Raw genomic sequence first — 16,131 nt, 5'->3', positions numbered from 1 at the left:
CTCAATAAAGCGTTTTTTTGAGCGTTGTTTGATCCTTTCTTCGGTAAATTCGTGAGCCTGTTTAGGCCGATATCCACGTTTGCCTGTATTACGTTTAAGCTCTCGACTAATGGTTGATTTGTGAACACCAAGCGTTTTAGCGATCTCAGTTTGGGTTAAATTGTTATCAAGCAGGGCAGATATTTGGTATCGTTGCTCTCTGGTGAGCTGTGTGTAGTGTCTCATGTTTGCTTCTCATTCTTGGTCGATTGAAAAGCATAAGATGCTACAGCAGCTTGCCATCCAATCCTAGTTTAATGAGTTGCACTTGAGAGTTGAATCCAGGATACTAAACCTTATTTTTTAATACTCATAGGTTTAATTATTTTGCTAGTGCTAAGCCGTACTTTTGGCAGTGGTAACCTACTTTGGCATGCTATTTTAGAAGAGGACTCATCAAGAGCAAAAACTGTGGTGCAAGAAGGTTTAGAGTTAATGGGCTATGCCTTTATTTTTTATGGATCCTTAGTTTTCCTACATAGGGATTTTGTTTCATTTTTATATAAAAAACCCAACCAAGACTGATGCCACGCAGGGCATTAAAAATTAAAAAAGCGGCCCATAGTCCATGATTGTTAAAGCCCTGCAATAACCACCAAGCCAATAAATAGCCTGCTAAAGATACTAGCAGGCTATTACGCATGGCTGCTGTCCAAGTAGCACCCACAAACACCCCATCTAATAAATAACAAGCAATCGAAGCTGGCACAACAAACCATAGCCAAGGTAAGTAAAGGGCAGCTAAGTCTCTAACTTCTGTTAGGTCGGTCAGTAACCTAATTAATTGATTGCCACCCAGCCAAAGTAGCAGAGTCAGTAAAAAACCTGTCGCAACCGATAATAAAACTCCGGCATTAAACACGTCTAAAGCTTCTTTTTTACTACGCGCAAAGGCTGCACCAAACTGGCCTTCTACTGCTTGTGCAAAACCGTCTAACATATAGCTAGTGAGCATAATTAACTGCATTAATACGGCATTGGCAGCCAAGATGGTATTACCTTGTGTAGCGCCTTGGCGGGTAAAAAAGGCTAAAGCAAACAACAAGGCTAAAGTGCGAACAAACAGATCAGCATTCACTTTAATTAGGGTTTGCATGGCTTTAAAGCTAAGTGGTGGGCGTTGCAAAGGAATTTTTAGCTCTCGGCAGGTTTTAACCAACCAGTAAAGCCCCACCAAAGCAGCCACCCATTCAGCAATAAGGCTGGCCAAAGCAACGCCATTGCTGGTCATGCCTAACCCTAATACAAAGCTTAAGTCGAGCAGTATATTGATCGTATTGGCCAAAACTAAAAGCACTAGCACCACCTGGCTACGTGCAATACCTAGAGCCACGCCTAACACCACGTATTGCATTAAAACCGCTGGCGCACTCCATAAGCGGATGGCCACATAACCCGTGGCTAGCTCACTGGCTTCAGGGCTGCCATCTAACCAGCTCAGCATTAAAGGGATAACCGGTCTCAGTAGCTGTAAGGCCAAGCCTAAAGCCAGGGCTAAATAGAGCGCTTGCATGATTAAGCGCCCCATAGCTGCTGAATCTTGGCGACCAAAGGCTTGAGCCACTAAGCCGGTAGTGCCCATGCGTAAAAAACCAAACCCCCAATATAAGAAGCTAAAAACCACCGCACCTAAAGCCACTGCAGCTAAAAAGCGTCCATCAGGTAGGTGACCTAACACGGCAGTATCCACCAAACCTAGCAGTGGAATACTGCAGTTAGATAAAAGAATCGGCCAAGCTTGGCGAAACAGTGGACGAGTTTTAATGGGTAGCTTCAAAGGATTTTGCCTTATAAATTCTGTCGTAGGTTTGCAGAAAATAAGAATTATCTACTGAATTATGGGTCGAAGCATAGCATAGGCTAGCAGTGGCTGATTTATGGCATACTTCTGCTAGGTGATTTAACAAAACTTGATAAGCGAATCAAAATGTTACGATCTTTTAGCTGGACCAGTTTAGTGTTAATCGGGCTTGCTCTTACTTTAATCAGCTGGATTTTAATCAAGAGCCCTTTAGCTAAAGCCAATAAACCCAATTTTTTTCAGCAGCTTACTCAGTTGCAACCTGTTACTAATGGGAGTTCAAACATGCAGTTTAATAACAACCGTCCCACCCTTGTTAAGCTCTGGGCTAGTTGGTGTCCTTTATGTTTATCTGAACTGGAGTTAACCCAAAGCTGGGCAAACGACCCTGACTTTGCTCAAGTGAACCTAACCACTTTAGCTTCTCCAGGTGTCTTGGGTGAACTTTCTTTAGAGGAGTTTAAGCAATGGTACGCTGGTTTAGATTACCCTGACCTACCCTTGCAGCTAGACCCAAGCGGTGAGCTAGTGAAAAAACTAGGCGTACAGGTTTACCCGAGTTGGGCTGTGTTAGATGCGCAAGGCAACCTGCAGCGAGTCGTTAAGGGCAGTATTAATAAAGCTCAAGCCTTAGCTTTAATAGCTAACCCAGAAGCGGATTTAAAGCAGCTGCAAACCACTTTTTATCAGCCTAAGCAACCAGCTCAAGCCTTACCTATAAACACTCAAAGTGTGTATTTAGCCGGAGGTTGTTTTTGGGGAGTCGAAGGCTATTTTGAACGGATTGATGGCGTAGTGGATGCGGTTTCTGGTTATGCCAATGGGCGTACAGAAAACCCGAGTTATGAAGATGTTATTTACCGTAATACAGGCCATGCTGAAACTGTAAAAGTAACTTATAATTCAGACAAGTTAAGCCTTGATGATATTTTAGTCTACTTTTTCCGTATTATTGATCCAACCAGTTTAAATAAGCAGGGTAACGACCGTGGCACTCAATACCGTACAGGTATTTACACCACCGACCCAGCTGAACAACGCCTAGTAGCAACTGCCTTGGCTCGTTTAGAAGAAGAATACACCCAGCCTATCCTGGTAGAAAACCTGCCGTTAAGTGGTTTTTATGAGGCTGAAGAATACCACCAAGACTATTTGCTTAAAAACCCGAATGGTTATTGCCATGTGGATTTAAATAAAGCGGATATTCCCTTACCCAATCAATTGACGAATCAATCTACAGATAAAAACACTCCTAAGCCTTTCGACCCTAACAACTTCCAAAAGCCGGATACTGCAAGCTTGAAGCAGCGGTTAACGTCCGAACAATTTCATGTTACCCAAAACAATGGTACTGAAAGGGCTTTTACCCATGAATACGATGACCTATTTGAGCCGGGTCTGTATGTGGATATTGTCAGTGGTGAGCCTTTGTTTAGCTCTAAAGATAAATACCAAGCTGGCTGTGGTTGGCCCAGCTTTGTTAAGCCAATAGAAGAAAATGCCTTAGTGGAAGTAGTTGATACCAGCTATAACATGCGCCGTATTGAAGTGCGTAGTAGGCTGGCTGATTCCCACCTAGGCCACGTGTTTCCTGATGGGCCTAAAGATAGGGGTGGATTACGCTATTGCATTAACGGTGCTAGCCTTAAGTTTATTCCTTTAGCCGAAATGCAAGCTCAGGGTTATGGAGACTGGCAAGCGCTAATAAACTAGTTATACTGGTTAATCAAACATTTGTTTTAATCTAAGCGACCCAATAAAAATAAAAAGGCGAGCAAACAATGGCTGATTTAACCTACCAGACCAAGGTGTTGGTAATAGGTGCTGGCTTAGCTGGCATCACTACTAGCCTAGAGCTTATAGAAAAAGGCCACCAAGTTTTATTACTTGATGCAGGACTAGAAGAAAACTGGGGTGGACAAGCTAAAGAAGCGTTTGGTGGCATGCTGTTCAGTAATACGCCAGAGCAAAAACGTAATGGCATAGCTGACTCTAACGAGCTTTTTTGGCAAGACTGGCAAACAGCAGCAGCTTTTAAGCCTGAAGACCGTTGGGCAAAACGCTGGGCAAAAGCTTATGTTGAGTACAACTCTAGCCAAGTTTATGACTGGTTAAAAAAACGAGGCATTAGCTTTTTTCCTGTAGTGCAGTGGGTAGAAAGAGGTAAGTACGGTGATGGCAACTCAGTACCTCGTTATCACTTGGCATGGGGCTGTGGTCAAGGGTTAGTTAAAGCTCTTTTGCAGCGACTTAACGAACACCCCAACTACCGAGCTTTAACCACTGTTTTTTCTCATCAAGTGATTGGCTTTAGCTTTACTCAAGGGCGAGTTACTGGGTGTTTCGGAAATTCTACTAACGGCAGTTTTTCTGTTCAAGCTGAGCATACCGTGATTTGTAGCGGCGGTATTAATGGCAATTTAGATAAAGTACGCCAACATTGGGACCCTATTTATGGTCCTCCTCCTAAAAACCTGCTTAGCGGTGCCCACCCTAGTGCTAATGGTGCTTTACACGATCAAGTCGAGCAGTTAGGTGGTGAAGTTCGTAACCTAAATTATATGTGGAATTATGCGGCTGGTGTCGCTCACCCTAAACCTGCTTATCCCAATCAGGGTTTAAGTTTAATTCCACCTAGATCAGCACTTTGGTTAGATTGCTATGGGCGACGCTTAGGCCCAGAACCTCTAATAACCGGTTATGACACCCATGATTTGTGTAAGCAAATTGGACACCTACCTCAGCAGTACACTTGGCAAGTGATGAATAAACGCATTGCTGATAAAGAGCTAGCCATTTCAGGTAGTGACACTAATCCGAATTTTCGAGACAAAAAGCTGCTTAAAGTGATTTGGCAGGCACTTAAAGGCAACTCTGCACAAACCCTTGAATTAATGAACCAGTGCGTGGATGTGGTTAGTGGGCAAAACCTGGGTGAACTAGCAGCTAAAATGCAAGAGTTACAACCCCAGGTGCCTATAGATTTAGAGGGCATGACTAGAGATATAGCTAGCTACGATGCCATGTTAAAAGGCCCTAAAGCTTTGCACAATGATGACCAAATTAGGCGTTTAAATGAGATACGTCAGTGGCGTGGTGATAGGCTGCGTACCTGTAAATTGCAGCCCATTGTAGATGCTAAACACCTACCGTTAATTGCTTTGCGCTTAAGGTTAATTAGCCGCAAAAGTATGGGTGGCTTGCTGACCGATCTACAAGGCCGAGTTTTAAATAGTCAAGAACGACCCTTAATAGGTTTATATGCTGCAGGAGAGGCGGCAGGTTTTGGTGGAGGAGGAATAGCAGGTATTCGCTCCTTAGAAGGCACTTTTTTATCCAACTGTATTTTTAATGGGCGGCGTGTCGCTCAAGCCATTAATGCAGGTTAACTCTTGGAGATAATAACAATGAAAAAATCAGGAGCTGCTTTAGCTCGTTTTGCTTTAGAACAGTTAGGTGTGACGCATACTTTTGGCATTCCTGGTGTGCACAATACCGAGCTGTATGATGAGTTAAATAACTCTAAGAGCATTCAGCCAATATTGGTAACTCACGAAGGTGGTGCAGCCTTTATGGCTGATGCTGTTAGTCGCACTAGCCAGTCTATTGGTACTTTGCTGATTGTTCCTGCTGCTGGTATAACGCATGCCGCTAGCGGTATAGGTGAAGCTTACTTAGCTGGTATCCCCATGCTGATTATTACTGGTGGTATTCATAGTCAAAGTGATTTTAGCTTTCAGCTCCATGAAATGGATCAGCACAGTTTGTTGGCACCCATTACTAAAGGAAGCTTTTTAATTGAATCACATGCTGAGGTTATTCCCACCTTCTACGCAGCTTACCAGTTAGCCATGCGTGGTGAGCCTGGTCCGGTTTTTGTTGAGCTGCCTTACAATATTGGTAATTTCTTAGGTGAAGTAAACGCTATGCCAGAATTTACTGGCTTAGAGCCACCTAGTCAGTTTGATTCAACCCTAGTAAACCAAGCTGCAGAACTATTGGTTGCTGCTAAGCAGCCTGGAATATTTGTTGGTTGGGGTGCTGTAGATTGCCAGGCAGATTTAATAGAACTGGCTGAATTGCTAAATGCGCCGGTAGCTACCACCCTGCAAGGTTTAAGCGCCTTTCCTGCCAATCACCCGCTGCATACAGGTATGGGTTTTGGTGATTATTCCGTACCAGCTGGGCAAACAGCTTTTGAAGCTTGTGATGCACTATTAGCTATAGCGACTCGTTTTGCTGAAATACCTACGGGTAGTTTTAGTATGCAAGTACCAGAAAACCTAGTGCATTTAGATATTAACCCTCAAGTATTTAATGCCAATTACCCAGCTAAAATTGCTTTAGAAGGTGATGCGCGCTTAATAGTGCCAGCTTTGTTAAAAGCGGTGAAAGACTTAAAGCCTCAGGCTAATAAGTTACCTCATGCCGAAACTATAGCTCAGGCTAAAGCTGCTTACCTTCAAGAATGGCAGGCTCACTCTCAAGATGGCAGGGTAAATCCAGCAGAATTTTTACAGACACTGCGTAAAGAGCTGCCTGAAGAAGCTTTAGTTGTGGCTGATGATGGCAACCATACTTACTTGGTTGCAGAATTATTTCCCCTACTCGGGCCTAGAAAATTTATTTCACCCACCGATTTTAATGCCATGGGTTACTGTGTACCGGCAGTTATTGGTGCTAAATTAGCTAACCCAGATTTGCCGGTAGTGGGTATTGTGGGTGACGGTGCTTTGCTAATGACCGGTATGGAAATGCTGACGGGGGTTAGTAACCAGTTGGGTTTGGTGGTTTTTGTTTTTAATGATGGCGAGCTTTCACAAATTGCTCAGGCACAAGCCTTACCCTATAACCGTAAAACCTGCACTCAGCTAGCGCCGATAGATATTCAAGCTTTAGCTAACACTGTTGGTGCAGAATACCTTGCTTTACACCAAGCCAAGGATATACAACCTGCCATTAAAAAAGCGTTAGACCTAGCTAAACAAAATAAGGCAGTTTATGTCGATGTTAGAGTCGATTATTCTAAGCCAACTCGCTTTACCCAAGGTGTAATAAAGGCCACCTTAAAACGCTTTGCTCCGCAAGACAAAATAAGGGTAGTGAGTCGAGCTTTAATACGTAAACTAACAGGCTAGTAGAATGACTGATAAAACTCAGCTGCTAGAACAGTTTTATATTAATGAAGAACAGTCTATTTACCTAATGAGCCATGAAGATGCGCGTAAGGTAAGAGACTGGTTAAATCTTTGTCAGCAGCAGCTAGCTCAGTTGGGTTTTACAGCAATAGAGCTGGTGGGCAAGGGTGCCTTTGGCTTTGTGTTTGGTGGACGCTCGCCCCAGGGTGAAGATTTAGTTTTTAAATTCTCAAGAATTAACCTGCCTCAAGTAGTGCAAGACCGTTTAGAAGAAGAAGCTTGGATGCAAAGCCTGATTGTGCATCGTTATGTACCTAAGTTTTATGAGTACACTAAGCTGGCACGTCAGTCAGTTTTGGTGATGGAAAGAGCCAAGGGAATTGACTTAGAGGCTTATTCTTTACAGGTGGGTCGTTTACCAGCCAGACTGATAGTTCGTATCGCTTGGCAACTGGTTGAAGTTCTAAATGCTATGCGTAGCTACAAAAATGCACGAGGTGAAGAAGCCCCATTAGTTCATGGTGATATTAAGCCATCTAATATAGTTTTTGACCCTAAAAGTGAAACCATTCAACTGGTTGACTGGGGTTCGAGTGTATTTGCTCAGCTAGACGCACTAGGCCAACCTGTTAATGCCAGTATGCTAGGTTTTGCAGCTAGCACTCAAACCAATGCTCGTTTAGGTGATGTGTTTTTTATAGGTGATGAGCAGCTTAATGGTGGTTTAAGTTCACCACGTTTTGATGAGCAGGGTTTAGCAGGAACCCTTTATGCCTTAGCCTCAGCACAATCTTGCCGTCATGGCATTCAAGCCATTCCCGCCACCAGCTTAGATTTACCGCCTGTCATTGCTACTAATTTACAAGAGATGCTAACTGGTGACGAAGCAACCTGTGCTGCCGCAGGTGATAAAATGCTAGCACAAGCCCACCATTTAAAACGCTGGGTTCTGGAAGATACTCTCGAATCTAGAGTCACTGCAAATTTACCTGTGTGGGTAACTGAGCAAAAGGAAGATTTGGAAACGGTGGTATATAGCTCTCGGCGTAGTTTCTTAAGAGCTGAACAGCCAGACCCTAGCTTACTGGTGGGTATCAAAGATATCGAGCTAGAAAAATACTATAAAAACTTTTTGCAGGGTATGGGGCCAACCGAAAAAGCTTTTTTAGCGGCAGTCAGCCGTTTAGGTCGCTATCCTTTATTAGGTGGTTTATCTCTTCAGTGGAAAGACCAACAGCTTTTGGTCGACTCTAGCCTTAAACTGCATGATCCAGCTTTAAGAAAATCGTTTATAGATTCAGTCAATAATCTAGTTACTTTAGCTCGAAGTATTGATCGTCAAGAAGGTGTATTTAAAGCCTGCATGTTCGATGCTAGGGCAACACGCCACCTAGAAAGAAACAACGAAAACCAACCTTTTTTGCCACCCAAAGACTGGCACTTGCCTTATGAAGTTTTACCTACTCCAGCAACGGATGATCAAAGCTATAGCCATTCTTATTTTGAAGATGGTGAAGACCCGGACGAGCTGTTGCGTTTACCCGAAGCGATCCTTAGTGCCATAGCAAGAATGAATCAGTTAAGACATACGGGATTAATTATATTTGAAGCTTTGCCAACCCATCTAAAAGTACATAGTTACTATGTGCTTTTAGACCCAAATCAAGAAAAGGAGTTTGTGGCCTGCTTAGCAGCTATCAAGGCAGCTATTCCACAAATAGACAACCTAGGTGTAGCTGGCTATATGAAGCTGCCTTATAAAAATACCCGTACTTTTGGACGGTTTTAATACTTTTCTTCAGAAATCCATAGCTCGGGTGTAAAGCGTACCACTTGATTTCTTCCAGCATCTTTAGCTGCGTATAAAGAAACATCGGCATACTTAAGTACCTGCCAAAAAGCTTGACCATCACTAGGGTAATCAGCCACACCTGCAGAAATGGTTTTGTTGATTAGCACACTGCCTGCCTGAAACTGGTGCTCTTCAACTGCTTTACGAATTTTTTCAGCGACTAAGAAGCCATCTTCGCTATTAGTATCGGGCAAGATAATTAAAAACTCTTCACCACCGTAACGAATCACTAAGTCAGATTCACGCACATGCGCTTTAAGGATATTGGCTAGATCAATCAGTATACTATCACCCACATCATGCCCGTAAGTGTCGTTAACTTTTTTGAAATAGTCTAAGTCCATCATAATAAGTGTCATGGACGTTCCGCGACGCTTACACTGATTGACCAGTGTGTCTGAGTATTCCTCAAGGAAGCGGCGATTACGCAGCCCTGTCATAGCATCGTTTAAGGTGGACTCCCTTAAGCTAGCCATTAAACTTTTAGCTTGTAAAACAGGCGCAGCTTCACGCAGGTAAGACTCAATTAAAGGCTTGGCATCCATGGCTCGTTTTAAATCTTTAGCCTCTAAAACTAACTGAATTACACTACCTACACCACCTGACTGAATAACGGGTAAGCAGAGGTAGAATTTTCCATTCTGGCGAGCTTCGTTAGAAAAAGAGCGGCAAATGAGAGTGTTTTCAGTTCCATTAATACAGTGACCAGTGCGTACTGCACGGCAAGCAGTGCACTTTTCTGTAATATCTCTATTGCACCACTCTAAGGGGGCTTGAGCTATATTGTTAACACTAATGACATTTAGCTGTTTTTTGGTTTCATCTACTTCATAAATAGAGTTGCTAGTAAAGTTAAACTCATGCTGAATGACTTCACAAATTCGCTGATAAACCTCTTCACTGGTTTCGTCTTCTTCAATAGCCTGCTTAAACTGTGAAACTTTTACTAAGCCTGAAACGGTGTTGGCTGTATCTGCTAAAAGGTCTCCATTGGCCATAGGCTGTGATTGAATTAAATGGGCAACATTGTGGCGAATTTCACTTAACTTAGTGGTGATGCCTTCAGATAAACTATTAAAGTGCCTGGCTATAGCACCAATTTCATCATTACTACGTTGCTCTACACGCACACTAAAGTCACCCGTTTTAGCTTGGCGTACTGCTTGCTCTATTTCATTAGCGGTAGTGACTAATGGCTGTAATAAGCGACGCAAAAATAATAAAGAGATAACCGAGAAAAGAGCCGTAGCTCCTACGAGTACCACTATGGTTAATAATGCAGCGGTACGCATGTGTTTAACAGACGCGGTGAGGGTTACAGCTCCTAAAACTGAGCCTTCAGGAACCGCATGGCAGTTGAGACAGTTAACATCACCTTGGCTGCTAGCAATATAAGGAACGGTAGCGCGAAACTCAGCGCTTAGGTAGCCGCCCATTAGAGTGTAAATTGCTTTACCAGTATTTAATACTTGGTAGTCGGTTGTGTCGGTTGTTCCTTCAATGGTTAGGCCGTCACCAAACTGCTGCTGTACCAATGGTCCTCGAATAACTCTGGCTTCATCTAGTCCATCTATTTGTGCAATTCTATTCAGTAAGGAGTCTCGTTCATGAATAGTGCCATTTAACATGGATTCAGTTAAAGCAACACGAATCATTTCTGCGGCTGTGCGTGTTTGTTCGGTTGCGGCACGAATTGAGAAGTCACGGAAAGAAGCTAGGCTTGCGAGCGTTATCACTAAGATAAGCACTAGCATAACCGAGGCAAGAGCAAGCAGGGTTTTGGTTTGAAGCTTTAACATCATAAGTCGCTTTCCTTAGAGAACTATTTTTATTTTTAAACTAGTGCAGGAAACTTTAAGTACTTATTTTGTAACAATATTCGTTAGTAAGGTGTTGTCCTAGGACAAGGTTTTAGTAAATAGTTACTGGCCATATTATTTAACCAGTAACTAGATTATGCTTAACTTTAAACAGATTAGCGAGGAAGTTAGTATGGAAGACTGGCGAAAGCTGGCAGCTGAAGCGGACCAGCGGAATGAAAAAATCCCAGAAAAGCGTAAAGGCCCAGACTTACTTATTAAGGCAATTCGAGGGTTAAGTTTAATTACTTGGGTTTTGATGCTGGTCATTATTATCCTGGTTGAAAAAGCTAAACCAGATCCAGAAACCTTTTTTGATCGTTGGATGAACTTATCAACCCAACAAGGTTGGGACTTAGACTTATACCGTTCTGCTTTTTTCTTAATGTTGTCAGTGATGTTGTTAGCCTGCTCAGGACTCCTACTTAACTCGTTCAGGAGGCGGCGTAAAACTGACTCTTGGCGAGTTAACTTAGTTTTAGTTTTTTTAATGGCTTTGGCAGGCAGTATTCATTATTTAATGAAGTATAAAACGCTAGGGTGATTCACCCCAGCGTTTTATAGACTTTAGCTAGCAGCTATTTTTTCTTGTAAAAAACCAAGCAGTTCATCTACTTTTATATTGGTTGCATCAGTATCACGACGACCTTTGTACTCTAGCTCACCTTCTTTTAAGCTGCGTTCACCTATAACTATACGGTGAGGAATACCAATCAGTTCTAGGTCAGCAAACTTAAAGCCAGGTCGACCTTCACGATCATCAAGAAGCACATCTATGCCAGCCGCTTGTAAGTCTTTATAAAGCTGCTCACTGGTTGTTTTTACTAGTTCAGATTTATGTGCATTCATGGGTACTAGCGCCACTTCAAAAGGGGCAATGCTGGTGGGCCAAATAATACCCGCTGAATCGTGGTTTTGCTCTATTGCAGAAGCTACTACGCGAGTTACCCCTATACCATAACAACCCATAAGCATAGTGGCAGCTTTGCCATTTTCATCCAAAACTGTGGCGTTCATGGCTTCTGAATATTGATCACCTAGCTGGAAGATATGCCCTACCTCTATGCCGCGTTTAATTTGTAAGCTGCCTTTACCGTCTGGGCTAGGGTCACCTTCGACCACTTTACGTAAGTCAGCAATTTCTGGCAGAGGTAAATCTCTTTCCCAATTAATACCAAAATAGTGTTTATTATCCTGGTTGGCACCAGCAGCAAAATCACTTAGTTGAGCAACTGAGTGATCTATAATGCAGGGGATAGCGAGTTTAATTGGACCTAAAGAACCAGGTGCAGCACCTACCGCTGCGATAATTTCTGCATCACTGGCCATTTCTAACGGGCTAGCTACTTGAGGTAGATTAGCGGCTTTAATTTCATTGAGCTCATGGTCGCCACGCACAAGGAGTGCAATTAAACCTTCTTCTTCGGTAGCTTTCACTACCAGGGTTTTAATGGTCTTTTCTATGGGTAGGTCAAACTGCTCAACTAATTGGGCAATGGTTTTTACTTCAGGGGTGTCAACTAAGGCTAGTTCTTGGGTAGCTGCTGGGTGTTTGGTATCGCTAATGAGTGCCACTGCCTTTTCGATATTGGCTGCATAGTCTGAGGTATCAGAAAAAACAATATCATCTTCACCAGAGTCAGCTAAAACATGAAATTCATGCGAACCACTGCCACCAATCGAGCCGTTATCTGCAATCACCGAACGGAATTTAAGCCCAATACGATTAAATATTTTGGTATAGGTTTGGTGCATAACATCGTAGGTTTGCTGTAGCGATTCTTGGGTTAAATGAAAAGAGTAGGCATCTTTCATAATAAATTCACGCGAGCGCATGACACCAAAGCGTGGACGAATTTCATCACGGAATTTGGTTTGAATTTGGTAGAAGTTAACCGGTAGCTGTTTGTAAGAGCGCAACTCTTTACGCACCATATCGGTGATGACTTCTTCATGCGTAGGACCAACACAAAACTCACGGCTATGGCGGTCACTTAAGCGTAATAGTTCTTTGCCATATTTTTCCCAGCGGCCAGACTCTTGCCACAATTCTGCTGGCTGAATGGCAGGCATAAGCACTTCTTGTGCGCCTGCTTTATCCATTTCTTCCCGTACAATACGCTCGACTTTGCGAAGTACTCTTAAACCCAAGGGCAACCAAGTGTAAAGACCAGAACCAAGGCTGCGAACCATACCAGCGCGCAGCATTAGCTGATGGCTAATAACTTGAGCATCGTTTGGGGTTTCTTTTAAAGTGGCAATGAGTAGTTGTGAAGCACGCATGGAATCAGCTGACCTTGAAGTAAATTAGAAATAAAAAGGAAGGCGAGAACAGAGAATTTACCGCATTTTAGACTAGGTGTCACTTGCCCCTAGCTGCTCTGTTGCCAAGCAGTTAGGGGTAACAGCTATGTTAATTCGGCTCAGGAAGCAATAAAGCAAGGTCCTCTAGCCTGATATGGCCATCTAAACCAGAGAAAAGCTGCTGACTTTGTGTCAAAAACTCTTTTAGACTAGAGCCTTTTAGCTTTTCAACACTAGGCAGTTCGGCTCGCATTGAATCTACAGGTCGACCATTGATGTGTAACTCATAATGAAGGTGAGGACCAGTGCTACGTCCGGTGTTGCCAGTTTGACCAATGAGCTGCCCACGTTTGACATCTTGTCCTGGCTTTACTTGTGAGCGTAATAAGTGCAAATAGCGGGTTTTAAAGCCTTGTCCGTGATCTATAACGATGTAGTTACCACCAAAGGGGTGCCACTGACTGCGTACCACTCGACCGTCTGCGGGTGCTCTAACGTGTGTGCCTGTGGGGGTTGCAAAGTCAGTTCCGTAATGGGGCTGTACACGACCAGTAATTGGGTGGCGACGATATAAATTGAAGCGAGAGCTGATTCGATAACGCTGAGCAAGTGGAATTCGGTCAAAGGGAGGAATTAAGCTAACGCCATCTGGGGTGTAAAAACGGCCATCTTGATGGCGAGCGGCACGTATTTGCATGCGCTTGCCTGTATAGTCAAAAGCAATGAGGCGTGTGGAGTAGGGTGTTGGATCATTACTCAGCCACTCTTGTTCTATTAGTAAACTAAAAGTATCACCATCACGCGCATCACGGCGAAGAGGCAGATGACGGTCTAGGGCGGTGGCTATAGTGCCTTCTTGACCAGAAATTTCAGGCATGTTTTGCAAGCTATTGACTAGCATGCCGTTCAAAGTACCTTCTAGGCGTATCAGCTTAACTTCACGTTGTGAGGTAAGGTTGCGAAAACTAAACCCTTGGCTTTCTCTTAACCATTCGCTGCCTTCAGCGCGGCTTTGCCATAGGCGTAAGGCTAAAAGCTGCCCATCTCTACTGGCTAACCACTCAATATGCTGACCAGGTTGAACTCTATTTAGGTAGCGTTTGCCTTCTTTATTATCTAGTAGAGTGTAAAGCGTAGCTAAGGGTAGGTGCCATTTATCGGCCCAAAGTAAAGATAAACGATCACCCTTTTGTAAGGTATATTGTTCCCAGTCTGGGGGTGGTGACAAAGGGGGAATAAGTGCATTGTGAAAGTCAGTTGCCTCCAAAGCTTCAAGCACTTCGCTCATGTTAGGTGGCAACTCTTCAATGGGTTGTTTATTGCTGCTTAAATAGATTGCTAAACTGGTGACTAATAAAAGGCTGCCAAAAAATAAAATAGCCCAGTGTCTTGGGCGAGCAGTAATACGGTCTAGCATTGTATTCTCAAGTATCGAGCCGGTAACAAGTATAAAATCCGGCCAGCTAAGGCTTAGTTGTCGATGTGCTAAATGGAATAAAATAAGCACTAAAATAGTGATGCTATAACAAAATGCTTTTTACAAGCAAAACTAATTGTAAGGTAATAACTAAAAATCTGCACTAGCTTAAGCTTAAAAAGCTGCTGTATATCTAACGAATAACTCTCGAATTATAAGGATAGAGTATAAGTGAACCTTGAAGTGAAATGGCTAGAAGACTTTTTGGCCCTTGCTGCAACACGTAACTTCTCTCATGCAGCAGCGCGACGTTTTGTCACTCAACCTGCCTTTAGTCGCCGCATTCAATCTTTAGAGCGTGTTGTGGGTGTTACTTTGGTTGAAAGAGGTAAGTCACCTTTAGAATTAACCCCTGATGGGCAGTTGTTTTTAATCACTGCTCGTAATGTAGTTGAACAGTTGAGTGATGCTTTACAAAACCTGCGTGGCTTAGACGCTACTTCCATTCAGCTATTAGAGTTTGCAGTTGCACACTCTTTAGCTTTTAACTTTTTTCCACAATGGTTAAAGCGTTTACAGGCAGTAATTGGTGAAATTAATAGCCGTATGACGGCAATGAATGTAGGTGAAGCTACTCACGCACTACGCGAAGGGCGTTGCGATTTAATGCTGGCCTACCACGACCCTTTAGGCAGTTTGCAGCTAGATAACCAACACTTTCCATCTTTACGCATGGGTGCTACAGAAATGTTGCCTGTGTGTGCAACGGATGAGCAAGGGCAGCCGCTTTATTTTTTAGATACGTCAGCAGAGCAAGAAATTCCGCTTCTTACCTACACTCAAGGCGCTTTTTTAGAAAGATCGTTACAAATTCTACTCAGACAAAAACCCGTTAGTTTGCGCCTGAGAACAACTTACGAAACAGCCATGGCAGAAGGTTTAAAAGGCATGGCTTTAGAAGGGCAGGGAGTGGCCTGGATACCTAAACTAAGTATTGAGCGGGAGTTGGAAGAAAATAAATTAGTGGTTTGTGGTGGTGAGCGCTGGGTTATTCCTTTAGAAATTCGCCTTTACCGCTGCACTCTGGTTCATAAACCCTCAGTAGAGCGGCTATGGCAAAGGTTAGTGAGTGATGCCGCTCAGGTTGAAGTGAAGGTTTGAAGTTGCGCTGAGTTAATCTGCCAAAGTTTGCCAGTTAATAGGCGGTTGAAAGTTGTTAGCGGTACAGGCCGAGCGTAACTCCTTAGCAATTGCTTTTACAGTCGCAAGATTATAAGGCTCAGCAGTGCCCAAACCCCAGACAGGATTAGGCCAAGCAGCATCTTCAGTAAAGCGAGCAATTAAGTGTAAATGCAATTGCGGCACTAGGTTGCCTAAAGTGGCAATGTTCAGCTTAACTGCTTGTTTTAAAGGCTTTATTACTTGGCTTAAAGAATAAACTTCTTGCCAAAGCTGTTGGTGGTCGGTTGGGGTTAAGTCGGTTAGTTCCTTAGCGTTAGCCACCTTAGGCACTAAGAGCAGCCAGTAAAAACGCTGGTCATTAATTAAACGTAGCTGGCAAAGTTTAAGGTCAGCTAAGTGAAAGCTGTCTTTAGCTAGCTGGGAGTGTAATTCAAAAGTCATATTGGGCACTCTCTAGTAGGTTTATTCATAATTTGGCGTAAGGTCATCAGTCTAGGCTATAATACGGCCTCGCAAATTTCATTTTTTTATTTTTTAAC

Annotated in this window: 12 protein-coding genes; 6 read left to right on the top strand and 6 right to left on the bottom strand. The window is 43.2% G+C overall.

The window, feature by feature from the left end; all coding sequences use genetic code 11:
• Both BP27_RS16925 and BP27_RS15110 read right to left on the bottom strand, forming a co-directional pair.
• The coding region (locus BP27_RS16925; protein WP_027850395.1) for a helix-turn-helix domain-containing protein at positions 1-225 on the bottom strand (225 nt) is incomplete at its 3' end.
• 262 nt (positions 226-487) lie between these two features.
• Complete coding sequence (locus BP27_RS15110) at positions 488-1,816, bottom strand: MATE family efflux transporter (RefSeq protein WP_245597807.1); 1,329 nt, start codon at positions 1,814-1,816, stop codon at positions 488-490.
• A 150-nt stretch (positions 1,817-1,966) separates the two neighbouring features.
• On the opposite strand from BP27_RS15110, the gene msrAB reads away from it, so the two are divergent.
• The 4 genes from msrAB (at position 1,967) to BP27_RS15100 (ending at position 8,767) form a co-directional block, all read left to right on the top strand.
• Entirely contained in the window at positions 1,967-3,553 is a 1,587-nt protein-coding gene (msrAB, locus tag BP27_RS15105) for a bifunctional peptide-methionine (S)-S-oxide reductase MsrA/peptide-methionine (R)-S-oxide reductase MsrB (protein WP_036239286.1), read from the top strand.
• 68 nt (positions 3,554-3,621) lie between these two features.
• A complete protein-coding gene (locus BP27_RS0103670; RefSeq protein WP_027850394.1) occupies positions 3,622-5,229 on the top strand; it encodes an FAD-binding dehydrogenase in 1,608 nt (535 codons plus the stop codon).
• Positions 5,230-5,247: 18 nt separating this feature from the next.
• The gene (locus BP27_RS0103665; RefSeq protein WP_027850393.1) at positions 5,248-6,978 is read left to right on the top strand and encodes a thiamine pyrophosphate-binding protein; all 1,731 of its coding nucleotides are present in this window, start codon (positions 5,248-5,250) and stop codon (positions 6,976-6,978) included.
• Between the two features lie 4 nt (positions 6,979-6,982).
• The gene (locus BP27_RS15100; protein ID WP_051610246.1) at positions 6,983-8,767 is read left to right on the top strand and encodes a protein kinase domain-containing protein; all 1,785 of its coding nucleotides are present in this window, start codon (positions 6,983-6,985) and stop codon (positions 8,765-8,767) included.
• Here the strand turns inward: BP27_RS15100 and BP27_RS0103655 are convergent.
• Complete coding sequence (locus BP27_RS0103655; RefSeq protein ID WP_051610244.1) at positions 8,764-10,632, bottom strand: diguanylate cyclase; 1,869 nt, start codon at positions 10,630-10,632, stop codon at positions 8,764-8,766. The genes BP27_RS15100 and BP27_RS0103655 overlap by 4 nt on opposite strands.
• A 190-nt stretch (positions 10,633-10,822) precedes the next feature.
• Between BP27_RS0103655 and BP27_RS0103650 the strand changes: the two genes are divergently transcribed.
• Positions 10,823-11,233, top strand: coding sequence for a hypothetical protein (locus BP27_RS0103650; protein ID WP_027850391.1), 411 nt, complete (start codon positions 10,823-10,825; stop codon positions 11,231-11,233).
• A 23-nt stretch (positions 11,234-11,256) separates the two neighbouring features.
• On the opposite strand, the gene BP27_RS0103645 is transcribed toward BP27_RS0103650, so the two are convergent.
• Both BP27_RS0103645 and BP27_RS15095 read right to left on the bottom strand, forming a co-directional pair.
• Entirely contained in the window at positions 11,257-12,972 is a 1,716-nt protein-coding gene (locus BP27_RS0103645) for a proline--tRNA ligase (protein ID WP_027850390.1), read from the bottom strand.
• Between the two features lie 130 nt (positions 12,973-13,102).
• A complete protein-coding gene (locus BP27_RS15095; protein ID WP_051610242.1) occupies positions 13,103-14,410 on the bottom strand; it encodes a peptidoglycan DD-metalloendopeptidase family protein in 1,308 nt (435 codons plus the stop codon).
• A 231-nt stretch (positions 14,411-14,641) separates the two neighbouring features.
• On the opposite strand from BP27_RS15095, the gene BP27_RS0103635 reads away from it, so the two are divergent.
• Entirely contained in the window at positions 14,642-15,571 is a 930-nt protein-coding gene (locus BP27_RS0103635; protein WP_027850389.1) for a LysR substrate-binding domain-containing protein, read from the top strand.
• A gap of 12 nt (positions 15,572-15,583) precedes the next feature.
• On the opposite strand, the gene BP27_RS15090 is transcribed toward BP27_RS0103635, so the two are convergent.
• Positions 15,584-16,033 (bottom strand): HIT family protein, encoded by a 450-nt coding sequence (locus BP27_RS15090; protein ID WP_051610240.1) that lies wholly within the window; start codon positions 16,031-16,033, stop codon positions 15,584-15,586.
• Positions 16,034-16,131: the final 98 nt, after the last annotated feature.

Origin of the sequence: Marinospirillum insulare DSM 21763, from assembly GCF_000686905.1 — a bacterium.
GTDB classification, from domain to species: Bacteria; Pseudomonadota; Gammaproteobacteria; order Pseudomonadales; family Halomonadaceae; genus Marinospirillum; species Marinospirillum insulare.
This window is presented reverse-complemented; position numbering and strand designations above follow the sequence as displayed.